Origin of the sequence: Enterobacter sp. BIDMC 29 (genome assembly GCF_019378755.1) — a bacterium.
GTDB lineage: Bacteria > Pseudomonadota > Gammaproteobacteria > Enterobacterales > Enterobacteriaceae > Enterobacter > Enterobacter ludwigii.
The window spans coordinates 682690-700145 of the sequence record NZ_CP080000.1; the positions used below are offsets into that span (position 1 = coordinate 682690).

Here is a 17456-nt window from a genome sequence, read left to right on the forward strand (position 1 = left end):
CAGCTCTACACCGAACTCTCCCTCAACCCCGATCTCCCAACCCTTGCCGAGCGCTGCAAACTGCTCACCGAAATCCTCCTCGATTGCAAATCACTCCCGCAAACGCAGCCCGTGTGCCGCTGTTTAGGCGCGTATCTGGAAGAAGTCAAAACCGGGCTCACAGAATCAATGCGTGATTTTCAGATAGTGGAATTTGAGGAGGACGCTGAACCACCGCGACAAAAAGCGTGGCTACTGGAAGATACCGAAACAAAGTGCGACTACTGCCGGGCAGTAAACCACGTGCTGCTGGTGTCCCATTTTGATCGGGATATGCTGCCGTACCTGACGGGATTGCTGCATGAGATGGCGCATTCCATGGCCGGGGATTTAATCACGCCGGCGCAGCCCCGCATGACAATACATCTTCCTGCCCGGCATTAAGCCGTTAAATAAAAAAGGCCGGGGTTAACCCGACCTTTATATATTCATCTGCCATTACAGGCGAAAACAATTAGCGACTACGGAAGACAATGCGGCCTTTGCTCAGGTCGTACGGGGTCAGTTCAACAGTCACTTTGTCGCCCGTTAAAATGCGGATATAGTTTTTGCGCATTTTACCGGAGATGTGCGCAGTTACCACGTGACCGTTTTCCAGCTCTACGCGAAACATGGTGTTAGGCAACGTATCAAGTACGGTACCCTGCATTTCAATATTGTCTTCTTTGGCCATCTAATCCTCTGGGGTATCACTACCAAGTTTTGAACCGGCAAGATAATGCCGAAATTCATCAATTAAGTAAAGAATTGCGCGTTTAAAACGCAGCAAAATAGTTTCGGCGCATTGCCCAAGCGTCACGGTACAACCGAACGGAAAGCGCATTCGTAAAGGGGATACAACAGGATAAACGTCAGGACGTTATCTGAAGCGGAGGACCCAAACGGCGGCGAGGCAACAGGCAGAACCTACTCTGCGGCATAATTATAACACCCTCACAAAAAATATGCGGAAAACATTTAGGCATTGGGCATAAAGAGCGTTCTTGGTACCCAGAAGTCTCGCGGCAGCTTCTCCTGACGGCAAACGTCCAGATGTTCTATGTAGTGACGGCGGGGGATGTCAACCGCGCCGAGCGAGGCAGTATGCTCATTGAGGACCTGGCAATCCATCAGTTTTCCACCGCGCTGGGCAAACTCCTGGCAGAAGATCAGCAGCGCGGTTTTCGAGGCATTCACGGCACGGGAGAACATCGATTCGCCGCAAAACAGCGTCCCCTGCGCAACGCCATACATCCCGCCGACGAGTTCACCTTCTTGCCAGACTTCAATGGAGTGCGCGAAACCCAGCTCATGCAGCTGGTGATAGGCGGTAATGATATCGCGGGTGATCCAGGTTCCTTCATGACGGTCTTCGGCACAGCCTTCAATGACCTGACCGAAGGCATAATTCAGGGTGACGCGGTAGGGTGATTTCGCATGGAAACGCTTCATGCTGCGGCTCAGGTGAAACTGCGCCGGCCACAGCACGGCACGGGGATCGGGAGACCACCATAAAATCGGGTCGCCGGGTGAAAACCACGGGAAAATGCCGCGCTGGTAAGCCATCAAAAGCCGCGCAGGACTAAGGTCGCCGCCAAGGGCCAGCAGCCCATTAGGTTCACGCAGCGCTCCCTCCGGCGAAGGGAACGCGATGTTATGACGAGAAAGCTGGACCAGGCGCATGACAGCAGAACTCCAATACGCGAGTTAGGATCGGTACAAATATAGTCTACAGACGCTGTTTAAACTGGTAGTAGCGACCCTGTTTCGCCAACAGTTCTGTGTGACTACCTTGCTCAATAATATGTCCGTTGTCCATCACAATTATCTGATCAAAACTCGCCAGCCCGCGCAGGCGGTGGGTGACCATCAGCACGGTTTTTCCGGTCATAACATGGGCCAGTAAATCAAGGATTTGGCTCTCGGTTGTTGCGTCCAGCCCTTCGGTGGGTTCATCAAGCAGCATCAGCGGCGCATCGTGCAGCAACGCGCGTGCAATCGCCAGACGGCGCAACTCGCCGCCGGAGAGCTGACGACCGCCTTCCCCGAGCCAGCCGTTCAGCCCGTCGTTCTCAAGCAGTTTTTGCAGCCCAACCTGCTCCAGCATGGCGCGCAGATCATCGTCGGAGGCCTGAGGTGCCGCGAGCAGCAGGTTATCACGCAGCGTCGCGCTGAAGAGGTGCACGCGCTGCGGAACCACGCTCACGGTCTTGCGCAGCGTCTGTTCGCTGAAGTCGGTCAGCGGCGTATCGTTAAACCGAATCTGACCGTGCTGCGGATCCCAGGCGCGGGTCAGTAGCTGAAGAAGGGTGGATTTACCGCAACCGGTACGACCGAGGAGCGCAATCCGCTGGCCTGCTTTAACAGACAGCGTGATCCCTTCCAGCGCGTTCTGCGCCTGTTTTTCATAGGCAAAGGTGACGTTATCCAGGGTCAGCGCAACCTGCGCCGGCACGGCGGTCTGAGCGCCGCTGAATGTAACCTCCGGCTCCTGCTCGGCAATCTGGGTGATGCGCAGGGCAGAAGCGATGACCTGTCCGAGATGCTGGAAGGCGCCCGTCACCGGGGCCAGCGCTTCAAACGCGGCCAGGGCGCAGAAAACGAAGAGGGCAATCAGAGGGCCGGGCTGGGTATTCCCGCCTACGCCACCTGAAGCCATCCACAGCATGGCGATGACCGCCACGCCGCCGATTAACATCATCAACGCCTGGGAGAATGCCGTGAGCTCCGACTGGCGGCGCTGGGCTTCATGCCAGTTCAGCTCAGTGCTTTCCATTTGACTGCGATAACGCGTGCTGGCACCAAAAATGGTCAGTTCCGCCTGTCCCTGCAGCCAGGATGTCAGCTGTTGTCGGTAGTCGCCGCGCAGTCGCGTCAGGTTCTCGCCGGTGGATTTACCTGCACGATAAAACAGCGGTGGCAGGATAATCAGCGTCAGCAGCATGATGCCACCCAGCGTGAGCGCAACGGGAACGTCCAGAACCGACAACCCCAGCGTGACCACCACAATCACCACAAACGCCCCCACGATGGGCGAGATGACGCGCAGGTAAAGGTGATCCAGCGTGTCGACATCGGCTACGACACGGTTGAGTAACTCACCCTGACGAAAACGGGCCAGCCCGGCAGGGGAGAGGGGTAACAGTTTGCTGAAGGTGTAAATGCGCAGGTGCTGTAGCACGCGGAAAGTGGCATCGTGGCTGACAAGACGCTCAAAATAACGTCCGGCAGTACGCGTGATTGCGGTGCCGCGAACGCCTGCCGCCGGAAGCATATAGTTAAAGCTGTATAAACCCGCGAACCCCGCGACGGCCGAAGCGGACAAGAACCAGCCGGAGAGCGTAAGCAGACCGATGCTGGCAAGCAGGGTAACAATCGCCAGCACAATGCCCAGCAGCAGCATCCATTTATGGCGTTTATAGAGCGCAAGATAGGGAAGCAGAGCACGCATCAGATATCCTCCTGACGGTTTGCCAGCAGGGTGGCAAACGGGCCCTGCGCGGCAACGAGAGAGGCGTAATCGCCTTGCTCAACAATATGACCATTTTCCATGACCCAGATCTGATCCCAGTCAGCAATACCTTCCAGCTGATGGGTGACCATCAGAGTGGTCTGCTGTCGCGAGGCCGCATTCAGGGCATCCATGACGCGTTGCTCACTGTGTGCGTCAAGGCTCGCTGCTGGCTCGTCGAGCAGCATGAGCTGGCATGGGTTAAGCAGCGCACGGGCAACCGCCACACGCTGGGCCTGACCGACTGACAGGCCGGCAGACTGGTCACCGACAACGGTATCGACACCCTGCGGAAGCTGCGGCAGAAACTCGCTGACCCAGGCGCGGTCGAGCACGGATTGCAGTTCATCGTCACGCGCATCCGGGCGAGCCAGCAGCACATTGTCTCGCAGCGTGGCGGCAGGAAGCTGAGGGTTTTGTCCCACCCAGCTAAGCTGTTTACGCCAGGCAAGCGGATCGAGATCGCGCAGTTCAGTTTGGTTGATCCGCAGCGATCCGGTGTAGGCCATAAAACCCGATAGCGCATTGAGCAGAGAGCTTTTCCCTGAACCGCTGATGCCTACGAGCACCACACGTTTTCCAGCCGGAAGGGTAAAGTTAAGCGGGCCTGCCAGCACGTTGCCTTCAGGCGACAGAATGGAGAAATCCCGTGCTTCAAGGGTAACCGGCTCTTTGGCGTTCAGCGTCACGTCACCGCGTTCCGGATGCGCCAGTGGCGTTTCCATAAACGTCTTCAGGCTGTCAGCCGCGCCCACGGCCTGCGCTTTTGCATGATAGAAGGTGCCCAGATCGCGAAGCGGCTGGAAAAATTCGGGGGCCAGTATCAGCGCAAGGAAACCGGCTGAAAGGGTCACCGCCGTGCCGTAGTGGCCAAAATCCAGCGCGCCGAGATACGAGAAGCCAAAGTAGACCGCCACGAGCGCAATCGACAGCGAGGTAAAGAATTCGAGTACGCCGGAGGAGAGGAACGCCAGACGTAACACTTCCATGGTGCGCTGACGGAAATCCTGCGATGCGAGGCGGATATTTTCAGTTTCCGCTTCACCGCGGCCAAAAATGCGCAACGTTTCCATGCCGCGCAGACGGTCAAGGAAATGGCCGCTTAAGCGACCCAGAGCCAGAAAGTTACGTCGGTTAGCGTCCGCGGCACCCATGCCCACCAGCGCCATAAACAGCGGGATCAGCGGGGCTGTGCCCAGCAGGATCAGTGCCGCCATCCAGTTGACCGGGAAGATGGCGATGACAATCAGCAACGGAACGAAGACGGCTAGCGCCATCTGTGGCAGATAGCGCGCATAGTAGTCATGCATATCGTCAATCTGCTCAAGGATCAGCGTCGCCCAGCTTCCCGCGGGTTTACCCTGGATCCACGCCGGACCGGCCTCCTGAAGGCGGTCAAGCACCTGACGGCGGATCTCATAGCGGATATGCTGTCCGGCGTGAAAACCCACGCGCTCACGCAGCCAGACCACCCAGGCACGAAGAACAAAAATCAGGATCAGGACGATAAAGGGCAACAGGAGCGCTTCGCGCGGAATGTTCTCCATGATCATGTGATTAAGAATGCGGGCCAGCAGCCATGCCTGGGCAACAATCAACAGACCACTGACAAACCCCAGAAAACGGGAGATTGTTAGCCAGCGGCGGGAAAGAACGCTTTGCTGTTTCAGCCAGCGTGTTAACTCTTGTTGACGGGTTTTTTCCATTGCGTACTTAGCAGGTGACGTTATTAGAAGTTGGGCAGCGCAATGTTACAACGGAGAGACAATAAAGGCGACTTATCGCCGCCTTTATTTACGTTTGTTACTGACTTGTAAAGATTATTTACCTTGTTCCGCCAGCCCGTCGAGGTAGCGTTCAGCGTCCAGCGCGGCCATACAGCCGGTGCCAGCAGAGGTGATCGCCTGACGGTAGATATGGTCCATCACATCGCCAGCAGCGAATACGCCAGGAATGCTGGTCTGGGTCGCGTTGCCGTGAATACCGGACTGCACTTTGATGTAGCCGTTTTCCAGCTCCAGTTGCCCCTCGAAAATCGCGGTGTTCGGGCTGTGACCGATCGCCACAAACAGACCCGCCACTTCCAGCGTTTCGACGTTATCGGTGTTCTGGGTATCACGAATACGCAGACCGGCAACGCCCATCTGATCGCCCGTGACTTCTTCCAGGGTACGGTTGGTGTGCAGCACGATATTGCCACTCGCCACTTTATCCATCAGACGTTTGATCAGGATCTTCTCTGCGCGGAAGGTGTCACGACGGTGGATCAGGTGCACTTCAGAGGCGATGTTCGCCAGATAAAGGGCTTCTTCCACGGCAGTGTTGCCGCCACCGATAACCGCCACTTTCTGGTTGCGATAGAAGAAACCATCGCAGGTTGCGCAGGCGGAAACGCCACGGCCTTTGAATGCTTCTTCAGACGGCAGACCGAGGTAACGGGCAGAAGCGCCGGTCGCGATGATCAGCGCATCACAGGTGTACTCGCCGCTGTCGCCCGTCAGACGGAACGGACGGTTCTGCAGGTCAACCTTATTGATATGATCGAACAGAATTTCGGTTTCGAATTTCGTCGCATGCTCGTGCATACGCTCCATCAGCAGCGGCCCGGTCAGGTCGTTCGGGTCGCCTGGCCAGTTTTCCACTTCCGTGGTGGTGGTCAGCTGACCGCCTTTTTCCATGCCGGTAATCAGAACCGGTTGCAGGTTAGCGCGTGCAGCATAGACCGCCGCGGTATATCCCGCAGGTCCAGAACCAAGAATTAGCAGCTTACTGTGTTTGGCCGTGCCCATGAGATCCCCATTGTTGTTGGCAGACATTTGGCTGGATTGTAGGGAATTTGTTGTCGTAAAAAAAGAGCGCAGCAATTTTGATATCGATATGTGCAATAGCCAGCGACGATGAATTAAGCGCTATAACATCACGCTTTGCGCCGAAATTCGCTCGTTTGTACGGCAATAAAATGAGGATTAATACCCTGCCGTAATGAATATCCGGCATGTTGTACTAAAAATCGATGTTTTGCTTTGACAATCCCCTGCGCTTTTGCGAAAACATTCAAGGAAGAAAAAAACCGCGTTAACCGCATGCCGCATAGGCATGCACGTAAATGCCATTTTTACCGGGTCAGTGAAATCTACGCATGGCGTGGACAGACGCCATACGTGATATCGGTGACTGCCTTCGGGCAACGGTCTTCTTACCAACAGAACCCGAATCCGCATCGCGTCTAATACATAACCAGGCGATGTGATGACTAACGGGTATAGGCTCTGAACAGTGATGTGCACAGGGTCCAGGCAGGAGTAGGGAAGGAATACAGAGAGACAATAATAATGGTAGATAGCAAGAAGCGCCCTGGCAAAGATCTCGACCGTATCGATCGTAACATTCTTAATGAATTGCAAAAGGATGGGCGTATTTCCAACGTCGAGCTTTCAAAACGTGTGGGACTTTCCCCGACGCCGTGCCTTGAGCGTGTGCGCCGACTGGAAAGACAGGGTTTCATTCAGGGCTATACGGCTCTGTTGAACCCGCATTATCTGGATGCCTCACTTCTGGTATTTGTTGAGATTACTCTGAATCGTGGTGCGCCGGATGTGTTTGAGCAATTTAACGCCGCTGTACAAAAACTTGAAGAAATTCAAGAGTGTCATCTGGTATCCGGTGATTTCGACTACCTGTTGAAAACCCGTGTGCCTGATATGTCCGCCTACCGTAAGCTGCTGGGTGAAACCCTGCTGCGTCTGCCGGGCGTGAATGACACCCGTACCTATGTGGTGATGGAAGAAGTCAAACAGAGCAATCGTCTGGTTATTAAGACGCGCTAACACGGAACAGGTGCAAAATCAGTGTAGTTTGATTACACTCCTGTTAATCCATACAGCAACAGTGCCGGGGATACCCGGCGCTGTTGTCCGTTTTAGCAAACAGGCAGGATATGCCTGATACCTGGAGAGCCTTTCTTGAGCCAGGAATACACTGAAGACAAAGAAGTCACATTATCGAAGCTAAGCAGCGGACGTCGTCTCCTCGAGGCTTTGCTGATTGTTATTGCCCTTTTTGCCGTCTGGCTGATGGCAGCCCTACTCAGTTTCAACCCCTCAGATCCCAGCTGGTCACAAACCGCCTGGCATGAGCCTATCCATAACTTAGGCGGTGTTCCCGGCGCCTGGCTTGCAGATACGCTCTTCTTCATTTTCGGGGTGATGGCCTACACCCTTCCCGTCATTATCATTGGCGGATGCTGGTTTGCCTGGCGCCATCGTCAAAACGATGACTATATCGACTATTTCGCGGTGTCGCTGCGCCTGATTGGCGCACTGGCGCTGATCCTCACCTCGTGTGGGCTGGCGGCTATCAACGCCGATGATATCTGGTATTTCGCCTCTGGCGGGGTGATCGGCAGCCTGTTGAGCTCTGCGCTACAGCCCATGCTTCACAGCAGCGGTGGCACGCTTGCGTTGCTCTGCATCTGGGCGGCAGGACTGACGCTGTTCACCGGCTGGTCGTGGGTGAGCATTGCCGAGAAGATTGGCAGCTTTATCCTTACCCTTCTGACCTTCGCCAGCAACCGTACCCGTCGCGACGATACGTGGGTTGACGAAGATGAATATGAAGATGAGTACGAAGAGGAAGACGATGCTCCCGTACAGCGTCGCGAATCTCGTCGTGCCCGCATTATGCGCGGCGCGCTGGCGCGTCGTCAGCGTGTTGCCGAGAAATTTGCCAACCCGCTAGGCCGTAAAACCGATGCGGCGCTCTTCTCCGGCAAACGCATGGATGAAGACGATCAGGTTGAATATCGTGCAGCCGGTGCGGCTGTCGATCCAAACGATGTGCTCTTCTCTGGCAACCGTGCCACGCCGGGAGCGTTTGATGAATACGACCCGCTGTTAAATGGCCACTCCGTGACCGAGCCGGTCGCTGCAGCGGCCGCCGCCACTACGGCTTCACAGGCGTATGCCGCTCCAGCCGATGCGGTGATGCCTTCAGCACCGGTTCCACCACCCGAATCCGCCATTCAGCAACCTCAGGTGGAGTGGCAAACCGCCCCTGGCGTTCATACGCCTGAGCCGGTTATTGCGCCAGAGCCAGAGAGCTATATTCCTGTCCAGCAGGAAGCCTGGCAGCAGCCTTATCAGCCGGAGCCGGCATATGAGCCTCAGGGATATCCGCAGTACGCGCAGCCTGCTGCACAGCCTCATCAGGAGTACGTGCCGGAGCCGGTTGAACCTGAACAGCCATACGTAGCGCCTCAGCCAGAGCCTGACGTGGTGGAAGAGGCGAAACCGTCTCGTCCGCCATTGTACTATTTTGAAGAGGTCGAAGAGCGTCGTGCCCGCGAGCGTGAACAGCTGGCGGCCTGGTATCAGCCTGTGCCTGAACCGGTGCAGGAGCCTGTAACCAAAGCACCTTCTGTTTCGGTTCCTCCGGTTGATCCAACGCCTGCCGTTGCACCTGTTGCTGAAAGCGTGAAGCAGGCTACAGCGGCAGCCGCTGCGGCAGCCCCGGTCTTTAGCCTCGCCACAGGCGGTGCGCCACGTCCACAGGTGAAAGAGGGCATTGGCCCGCAGTTACCTCGCCCAAACCGTGTTCGCGTGCCAACGCGGCGTGAGCTGGCCTCCTACGGTATCAAGCTCCCTTCTCAGCGTATGGCTGAGGAAAAAGCGCGCGAGAATGAGTATGAAGATGACGTTGATGAAATGCATCAGGATGAACTGGCGCGCCAGTTCGCCGCGCAGCAGCATCAGCGCTATGGCGAAGAATACCAGCATGAAGTGCATCATCCACAAGACGAAGATGACGCGGCTGAGGCGGAATTAGCGCGCCAGTTCGCGGCCACGCAGCAGCAGCGTTATGCCGGTGAGCAGCCTGCCGGAGCGAATCCGTTCTCGCTGTCGGATTTTGAATTCTCGCCAATGAAAGATCTGGTTGATGATGGCCCGAGCGAGCCGCTGTTCACGCCGAGCGTGATGCCGGACGCTGAACCTACGCGTCCGCAGACTGCGCCAGCGCCGCAGGCGTATGCACAGCCGCAACAAACGGCACCGCAGGCGTATGCACAGCCGCAACAACCGGCRCCGCAGGCGYATGCACAGCCGCAACAACCGGCACCGCAGGCGCATGYACAGCCGCAACAACCGGCACCGCAGGCGTATGCACAACCGCAGCAACCGGCGCCGCAGGCTTACGTGCAACCGCAGCAGCCACCACAGCCGCCGCAGTTCCAGCAGCCTCAGGCACAGCCGCAGGAGAGTCTCATTCACCCGCTGCTGATGCGTAACGGCGACAGCCGTCCGCTGCAGCGTCCAAGCACGCCTCTGCCGTCGCTGGATCTGTTAACTCCACCGCCGGCTGAAGTCGAGCCGGTCGATACCTTTGCTCTTGAGCAGATGGCTCGTCTGGTGGAAGCGCGTCTGGCGGACTTCCGTATCAAGGCTGATGTGGTCAACTACTCCCCAGGGCCGGTGATCACTCGCTTCGAACTTAATCTGGCACCAGGCGTAAAAGCCGCGCGTATTTCTAACCTTTCCCGTGACCTGGCGCGTTCGCTGTCGACCGTGGCGGTGCGTGTTGTAGAGGTTATTCCGGGTAAACCTTATGTTGGTCTTGAACTGCCGAATAAGAAACGTCAGACCGTTTACCTGCGCGAAGTCCTGGATAACGCGAAGTTCCGCGATAACCCGTCACCGCTGAGCGTGGTTCTGGGTAAAGATATTGCGGGCGAGCCGGTGGTGGCCGATCTGGCAAAAATGCCTCACCTGCTGGTGGCAGGTACCACCGGCTCCGGTAAATCCGTCGGTGTGAACGCCATGATCCTCAGCATGCTCTATAAAGCGCAGCCGGAAGATGTTCGTTTCATCATGATCGACCCTAAAATGCTGGAACTGTCGGTCTATGAAGGTATCCCGCATCTGCTGACAGAAGTGGTTACCGACATGAAAGACGCGGCCAATGCTCTGCGCTGGAGCGTTAATGAGATGGAGCGTCGCTACAAGCTGATGTCTGCGCTGGGCGTGCGTAACCTTGCCGGTTATAACGAGAAAATCGCCGAGGCGGCACGGATGGGCCGTCCGATTCCGGACCCTTACTGGAAACCGGGCGACAGCATGGATGCCCAACATCCGGTGCTGGAAAAACTGCCTTACATCGTCGTGCTGGTGGATGAGTTCGCTGACCTGATGATGACCGTCGGTAAAAAAGTGGAAGAGCTGATTGCACGTCTGGCGCAGAAAGCGCGTGCGGCCGGCATCCACCTGGTTCTGGCGACGCAGCGTCCGTCTGTGGACGTCATTACGGGTCTGATCAAAGCGAACATTCCAACCCGTATCGCGTTTACCGTATCGAGCAAAATTGACTCGCGTACTATTCTCGACCAGGGTGGCGCGGAGTCGCTGCTGGGTATGGGGGACATGCTTTACTCTGGCCCGAACTCCACCTCTCCGGTGCGTGTTCACGGCGCATTTGTTCGCGACCAGGAAGTTCACGCCGTGGTACAGGACTGGAAAGCGCGCGGTCGTCCGCAATATGTTGATGGCATTACCTCCGACAGCGAAAGCGAAGGCGGCGGTGGTGGCCTGGACGGCGGCGAGGAGCTGGATCCGTTATTCGACCAGGCGGTTAACTTCGTCACCGAAAAACGTAAAGCCTCTATCTCGGGTGTGCAGCGTCAGTTCCGCATCGGCTACAACCGCGCAGCGCGCATCATCGAGCAGATGGAAGCGCAGGGCATTGTGAGCGAGCAGGGGCACAACGGTAACCGTGAGGTGCTGGCGCCGCCGCCGTTTGATTAACCTTCAGTGATTGCAAAGAAGGGTAAATCAGCCAAAATTAAGCATTTTCTTCTGTCGCCTGCCTTCGGGCAGGTACACAATAGAGGGCAGAACCCCATATCGGGATGACGTATTTTAAGGAATAACAATGAAAAAAATCGCAATCGCCTGTGCATTACTCACCAGTTTTGTCGCCAGCAGCGTCTGGGCTGATGCGGCCAGCGACCTTAAAAGCCGACTGGATAAAGTGAGCAGTTTCCACGCCAGCTTCACGCAAAAAGTGACTGACGGCAGTGGCAATGCGGTGCAGGAAGGTCAGGGGGATTTGTGGGTAAAACGCCCGAATCTGTTTAACTGGCATATGACTCAGCCGGATGAGAGCATCCTGGTTTCTGACGGTAAGACCCTGTGGTTCTACAACCCGTTTGTCGAGCAGGCTACCGCGACCTGGCTGAAAGACGCGACCAGCAATACGCCTTTCATGCTGATTGCGCGTAACCAGTCCAGCGACTGGCAGCAGTACAATATCAAACAGAATGGTGATGAGTTTGTTCTGACGCCGAAAGGCAGTAATGGCAACCTGAAACAGTTCACCATCAACGTGAGCACCAACGGAACCATTAATCAGTTTGGTGCGGTTGAGCAGGACGACCAGCGTAGTAGCTACCAGCTCAAGACCCAGCAAAACGGCGCGGTTGACGCGTCTAAATTCACCTTTACCCCGCCGCAGGGCGTAACGGTGGACGATCAGCGCAACAAGTAAGAGGCATGAGTGAGCAATCTGTCGCTCGATTTTTCTGAGAATGCGTTTCAACCTCTGGCCGCTCGTATGCGGCCAGAAAATTTAGCGCAGTACATCGGCCAGCAACACCTGCTGGCTGCGGGGAAACCCTTGCCGCGTGCCATTGAGGCCGGGCATCTGCACTCCATGATCCTCTGGGGCCCACCCGGTACAGGCAAAACCACGCTCGCGGAAGTTATCGCCCGTTATGCTAACGCGGATGTCGAGCGCATCTCGGCGGTCACGTCCGGCGTGAAGGAGATCCGCGAGGCGATTGAACGTGCGCGGCAGAACCGCAATGCCGGGCGACGTACCATTCTCTTTGTCGACGAAGTTCACCGTTTCAATAAAAGCCAGCAGGATGCTTTCCTGCCGCACATTGAAGACGGCACCATTTTCTTCATCGGTGCCACCACCGAAAACCCGTCGTTTGAACTCAATTCCGCGCTGCTTTCCCGCGCACGTGTTTACCTGCTCAAATCCCTGACCGTGGAGGATATTGAACAGGTTCTCTCGCAGGCGATGAACGATAACGCGCGCGGCTACGGCGGGCAGGATATCGTTCTGCCTGACGACACGCGCCGGGCGATCGCTGAACTGGTTAACGGCGACGCCCGCCGGGCACTCAATACGCTGGAAATGATGGCCGATATGGCCGAAGTGGATGCGTCCGGCAAGCGGGTACTGAAACCGGCGTTGCTCACCGAAATCGCCGGGGAGCGCAGCGCGCGTTTCGACAATAAAGGCGATCGGTTTTACGATCTGATTTCGGCACTGCATAAGTCCGTGCGCGGCAGCGCGCCTGATGCGGCGCTTTACTGGTATGCCCGCATTATCACCGCCGGTGGCGATCCGCTGTATGTGGCCCGTCGCTGCCTGGCGATTGCCTCTGAAGATGTCGGGAATGCCGACCCGCGCGCCATGCAGGTGGCTATTTCGGCCTGGGACTGCTTTACCCGCGTCGGGCCTGCTGAAGGCGAGCGTGCTATCGCTCAGGCGATTGTTTATCTGGCCTGCGCACCGAAAAGTAACGCTGTCTATACCGCCTTTAAAGCGGCCATGTCCGACGCTCGTGAACGTCCGGATTATGACGTGCCGGTACATCTGCGCAATGCGCCGACCAAACTGATGAAAGAGATGGGGTATGGGCAGGAGTACCGCTACGCCCACGACGAACCCAATGCCTACGCCGCCGGGGAGGAATATTTCCCGCAGGAGATGGCACAAACCCGCTATTATCACCCCACAAACAGAGGTCTTGAAGGCAAGATTGGCGAAAAGCTCGCCTGGCTCGCCGGACAGGATCAAAATAGCCCTATAAAACGCTACCGTTAGTGCGATCGTTGCGGTAATGTTGGCAATGTATCCCTGTGGCTGCAGGCTGTGGTCACATTTTCCTATTTTAATTCGATAAGCACAGGATAAGCATGCTCGATCCCAATCTGCTGCGTAATGAGCCAGACGCAGTCGCTGAAAAACTGGCACGCCGGGGCTTTAAGCTGGATGTAGATAAGCTGCGCGCTCTTGAAGAGCGTCGTAAAGTTCTGCAGGTACAAACTGAAAATCTGCAGGCAGAGCGTAATTCTCGATCGAAATCCATCGGCCAGGCGAAAGCGCGCGGGGAAGACATTGAGCCATTACGCCTGGAAGTGAACAAACTGGGTGAAGAGCTGGATCAGGCGAAAGCGGAGCTGGACGTGCTTCAGGCCGAGATCCGTGATATCGCGTTGGCGATCCCGAACATTCCTGACGACAGCGTACCTGTCGGTAAAGATGAAAACGACAACGTTGAAGTGAAACGCTGGGGCACGCCTCGCGAGTTCGATTTCGAGGTTCGCGATCATGTGACCCTGGGCGAAATGCATGCCGGCCTGGACTTTGCGGCCGCAGTTAAGCTGACCGGTTCTCGCTTCGTTGTGATGAAAGGCCAGATTGCTCATCTGCATCGCGCTCTGGCGCAGTTTATGCTGGATCTGCACACCGAGCAGCACGGTTACAGCGAAACCTACGTCCCGTATCTGGTTAACCACGATACGCTGTACGGTACTGGCCAGCTGCCAAAATTTGCCGGCGATCTGTTCCACACCCGTCCGCTGGATGAGGAAGCTGACAGCAGCAATTACGCGCTGATCCCAACTGCGGAAGTGCCGCTGACTAACCTCGTGCGTGATGAGATCATCGACGAAGACGACCTGCCAATCAAACTGACAGCACACTCTCCGTGCTTCCGTTCTGAAGCGGGTTCTTACGGTCGCGACACCCGTGGTCTGATCCGTATGCACCAGTTCGACAAAGTAGAGATGGTGCAGATTGTCCGCCCGGAAGAGTCGATGGACGCGCTGGAAGAGATGACCGGCCACGCCGAAAAAGTGCTGGAGCTGCTGGGTCTGCCGTACCGTCGTATGGCGCTGTGCACCGGTGATATGGGCTTTGGTGCCTGCAAAACCTTCGACCTGGAAGTCTGGGTTCCTGCGCAGAATACCTACCGTGAAATCTCCTCCTGCTCTAACGTCTGGGATTTCCAGGCGCGTCGTATGCAGGCACGTTGCCGCAGCAAGTCTGACAAGAAAACCCGTCTGGTGCATACCCTGAACGGTTCTGGTCTGGCTGTCGGTCGTACACTGGTTGCCGTGCTGGAAAACTATCAGCAGGCGGACGGTCGTATTGAGATCCCTGAAGTGCTGCGTCCGTACATGAAAGGCCAGCAGTACATCGGTTAATGACTTGACGTGAAACAAAAAAGCGCCTCAGGGCGCTTTTTTTATACCTTAGAATTGATACGACGCAATAACCCCTCCCTCCAAAGTAGTAATACTCCTCCGAATGAAAGTCAGCATAAAAAAACAATAACGAAGTCATTCGTTATATATAAAACTATATAGCGGCTTATGCCGCCTCTATTTTCTTTGTGAGCAACCAAAGTGAGTCTCTATGAAAATCAAAGCGCCTGAAGCGTTAATGGCTGCCGAGGTCACTCGCCGTGGGTTGATGAAAACCACGGCAATTGGTGGTCTGGCCGTTGCCAGCAGCGCCTTTACGCTCCCTTTTTCTCGTCTGGTGTCGGCGGCAGATGCATTGTCCCCGGCCACCCCGGAAAAAGTGGTGTGGAGTGCCTGTACCGTAAACTGCGGTAGCCGTTGTCCACTGCGTATGCATGTGGTGGATGGTGAGATTAAATATGTCGAAACCGATAATACCGGGGACGATAACTACGAGGGGTTACATCAGGTCCGCGCCTGCCTGCGCGGCCGTTCAATGCGTCGTCGCGTTTATAACCCGGACCGCCTGAAGTACCCGATGAAACGCGTTGGCAAGCGTGGAGAAGGGAAGTTCGAGCGCATTAGCTGGGATGAAGCCTACGACATCATCGCGACGAACATGCAGCGTCTGATCAAAGACTACGGCAACGAATCCATCTATCTGAACTATGGCACCGGGACGCTCGGCGGCACGCTGACCCGCTCCTGGCCACCGGGGAAAACGCTGGTGGCCCGTCTGATGAACTGCTGCGGCGGTTATCTGAACCATTATGGCGACTACTCTTCGGCGCAGATTGCCGCAGGTCTGAACTACACCTACGGTGGTTGGGCAGACGGTAACAGCCCGTCTGATATCGAAAACAGTAAGCTGGTGGTGCTGTTCGGCAACAACCCGGGTGAAACGCGCATGAGCGGTGGCGGGGTAACGTACTACCTCGAACAAGCGCGCGCCAAATCGAATGCCCGCATGATTATTATCGACCCGCGCTATACCGACACCGGTGCAGGGCGTGAAGATGAGTGGATTCCGATTCGTCCAGGCACCGATGCTGCGCTGGTCTCCGCGCTGGCATGGGTGATGATCACTGAAAATCTGGTCGATCAGCCGTTCCTCGATAAATACTGCGTCGGTTATGACGAGAAAACATTGCCAGCCAGCGCGCCGGCTAATGGCCACTATAAGGCCTATATTCTCGGTCAGGGCAGCGACGGTATTGCCAAAACGCCGGAATGGGCGTCCACCATCACGGGAATTCCGGTTGACCGTATTGTTCAACTGGCACGCGAGATTGGTTCGGCTAAACCGGCCTATATTAGTCAGGGCTGGGGTCCACAGCGTCATGCGAACGGTGAAATTGCCACCCGTGCCATTTCGATGCTCGCCATTCTGACGGGTAACGTAGGCATTCATGGCGGTAACACCGGTGCGCGTGAAGGCTCCTATGAAGTGCCGTTTGAACGTATGCCGACGCTGGAAAACCCGGTTCAGACCAGTATCTCCATGTTTATGTGGACTGATGCCATTGAACGCGGCCCGGAAATGACTGCGCTGCGTGACGGCGTGCGGGGTAAGGACAAACTGGATGTCCCGATCAAAATGATCTGGAACTACGCCGGCAACTGTCTCATCAACCAGCACTCTGAAATTAACCGCACCCATGAAATCCTGCAGGATGACAAGAAGTGCGAGATGATTGTGGTGATCGACTGCCACATGACTTCTTCGGCAAAATATGCCGATATTATTCTCCCGGACTGCACGGCTTCTGAGCAGATGGATTTCGCGCTGGATGCCTCCTGCGGCAACATGTCCTACGTCATCTTTACCGATCAGGCCATTAAACCTCGCTTTGAGTGCAAAACCATCTATGAGATGACCTCTGAACTGGCGAAACGTCTTGGCGTTGAGCAGCAATTTACCGAGGGGCGCACGCAGGAAGGGTGGATGCGCCATCTGCATGAACTCTCCCGCAAAGCTATCCCTGACCTCCCGGATTTCGATACCTTCCGTGAGCAGGGGATGTACAAACAGCGTGATCCGGAAGGCCACCACGTGGCGTACAAAGCTTTCCGTGACGATCCGCAGGCCAATCCGCTGACCACGCCATCGGGCAAAATTGAAATTTATTCAGAAGAGCTGGCAAAAATTGCCTCTACCTGGGAGTTGCCGGAAGGGGATGTTATCGATCCGCTGCCGATCTACACGCCGGGCTTTGAAAACTACAACGATCCGCTGACCGCGAAATTCCCGCTGCAGTTGACCGGCTTCCACTACAAAGCGCGTGTTCACTCTACTTATGGCAACGTCGACGTACTAAAAGCTGCCTGCCGTCAGGAGATGTGGATTAACCCGATGGATGCCAAAGCCCGTGGGATCAGCAATGGCGACCGCGTGCGCATCTTTAACGGTCGCGGTGAGGTACACATTGAAGCCAAGGTGACTCCGCGCATGATGCCTGGCGTTGTCGCGCTGGGGGAAGGGGCCTGGTATAGCCCGGATGCGAATCGCATCGACCAGGCAGGCAGTATTAACGTACTGACCACGCAGCGTCCGTCGCCACTGGCGAAGGGCAACCCGTCCCACACGAACCTTGTTCAGGTTGAAAAGGTGTAAG

Annotated in this window: 12 protein-coding genes; 7 read left to right on the forward strand and 5 right to left on the reverse strand. The window is 56.1% G+C overall.

The genetic code is table 11. The annotated features are described in order from the left end of the window. The coding region (locus JTA15_RS03125) for a hypothetical protein (protein ID WP_219372849.1) at positions 1–423 on the forward strand (423 nt) is incomplete at its 5' end. 70 nt (positions 424–493) lie between these two features. On the opposite strand, the gene infA is transcribed toward JTA15_RS03125, so the two are convergent. The 5 genes from infA to trxB all read right to left on the reverse strand — a co-directional run bounded on the left by infA (position 494) and on the right by trxB (position 6318). Continuing rightward, positions 494–712: a translation initiation factor IF-1 gene (gene infA / locus JTA15_RS03130; protein ID WP_002211347.1), complete on the reverse strand. Its 219-nt coding sequence runs from the start codon at positions 710–712 to the stop codon at positions 494–496. Positions 713–996: 284 nt separating this feature from the next. Further along, positions 997–1701 (reverse strand): leucyl/phenylalanyl-tRNA--protein transferase, encoded by a 705-nt coding sequence (gene aat, locus JTA15_RS03135; protein WP_113656789.1) that lies wholly within the window; start codon positions 1699–1701, stop codon positions 997–999. A gap of 46 nt (positions 1702–1747) precedes the next feature. Beyond that, complete coding sequence (gene cydC / locus JTA15_RS03140) at positions 1748–3469, reverse strand: cysteine/glutathione ABC transporter ATP-binding protein/permease CydC (protein ID WP_219372850.1); 1722 nt, start codon at positions 3467–3469, stop codon at positions 1748–1750. After that, on the reverse strand, positions 3469–5235 hold the full coding sequence (cydD, locus tag JTA15_RS03145) for a cysteine/glutathione ABC transporter permease/ATP-binding protein CydD (protein WP_020884832.1): 1767 nt from the start codon (positions 5233–5235) through the stop codon (positions 3469–3471). Before cydD ends, cydC begins: the two co-directional genes overlap by 1 nt. A 114-nt stretch (positions 5236–5349) precedes the next feature. After that, positions 5350–6318, reverse strand: coding sequence for a thioredoxin-disulfide reductase (gene trxB, locus JTA15_RS03150; protein ID WP_025204565.1), 969 nt, complete (start codon positions 6316–6318; stop codon positions 5350–5352). A 543-nt stretch (positions 6319–6861) separates the two neighbouring features. On the opposite strand from trxB, the gene lrp reads away from it, so the two are divergent. From lrp to dmsA, 6 genes are all read left to right on the forward strand, one after another. Further along, on the forward strand, positions 6862–7356 hold the full coding sequence (gene lrp, locus JTA15_RS03155) for a leucine-responsive transcriptional regulator Lrp (protein ID WP_000228469.1): 495 nt from the start codon (positions 6862–6864) through the stop codon (positions 7354–7356). Between the two features lie 135 nt (positions 7357–7491). Further along, the gene (ftsK, locus tag JTA15_RS03160; RefSeq protein WP_219372851.1) at positions 7492–11322 is read left to right on the forward strand and encodes a DNA translocase FtsK; all 3831 of its coding nucleotides are present in this window, start codon (positions 7492–7494) and stop codon (positions 11320–11322) included. 127 nt (positions 11323–11449) lie between these two features. After that, positions 11450–12064 carry an outer membrane lipoprotein chaperone LolA gene (gene lolA / locus JTA15_RS03165; protein WP_014169368.1) on the forward strand — a complete coding sequence of 205 codons (615 nt, stop codon included), beginning with the start codon at positions 11450–11452 and terminating at the stop codon, positions 12062–12064. Between the two features lie 9 nt (positions 12065–12073). Next, on the forward strand, positions 12074–13417 hold the full coding sequence (gene rarA / locus JTA15_RS03170) for a replication-associated recombination protein RarA (RefSeq protein ID WP_219372852.1): 1344 nt from the start codon (positions 12074–12076) through the stop codon (positions 13415–13417). A 92-nt stretch (positions 13418–13509) separates the two neighbouring features. Next, positions 13510–14802, forward strand: coding sequence for a serine--tRNA ligase (serS, locus tag JTA15_RS03175; protein ID WP_008499983.1), 1293 nt, complete (start codon positions 13510–13512; stop codon positions 14800–14802). Positions 14803–15013: 211 nt separating this feature from the next. Next, positions 15014–17455, forward strand: a complete 2442-nt coding sequence (gene dmsA, locus JTA15_RS03180; RefSeq protein ID WP_020884827.1) for a dimethylsulfoxide reductase subunit A — start codon at positions 15014–15016, stop codon at positions 17453–17455. Position 17456: the final 1 nt, after the last annotated feature.

Excerpts from the sequence above, each read along its gene's own strand:
- infA (WP_002211347.1), bottom strand. The coding sequence starts at position 712 with ATGGCCAAAGAAGACAATATTGAAATGCAGGGTACCGTACTTGATACG.
- aat (WP_113656789.1), bottom strand. The coding sequence starts at position 1,701 with ATGCGCCTGGTCCAGCTTTCTCGTCATAACATCGCGTTCCCTTCGCCG.
- cydC (WP_219372850.1), bottom strand. The coding sequence starts at position 3,469 with ATGCGTGCTCTGCTTCCCTATCTTGCGCTCTATAAACGCCATAAATGG.
- cydD (WP_020884832.1), bottom strand. The coding sequence starts at position 5,235 with ATGGAAAAAACCCGTCAACAAGAGTTAACACGCTGGCTGAAACAGCAA.
- trxB (WP_025204565.1), bottom strand. The coding sequence starts at position 6,318 with ATGGGCACGGCCAAACACAGTAAGCTGCTAATTCTTGGTTCTGGACCT.
- lrp (WP_000228469.1), top strand. The coding sequence starts at position 6,862 with ATGGTAGATAGCAAGAAGCGCCCTGGCAAAGATCTCGACCGTATCGAT.
- lolA (WP_014169368.1), top strand. The coding sequence starts at position 11,450 with ATGAAAAAAATCGCAATCGCCTGTGCATTACTCACCAGTTTTGTCGCC.
- serS (WP_008499983.1), top strand. The coding sequence starts at position 13,510 with ATGCTCGATCCCAATCTGCTGCGTAATGAGCCAGACGCAGTCGCTGAA.
- dmsA (WP_020884827.1), top strand. The coding sequence starts at position 15,014 with ATGAAAATCAAAGCGCCTGAAGCGTTAATGGCTGCCGAGGTCACTCGC.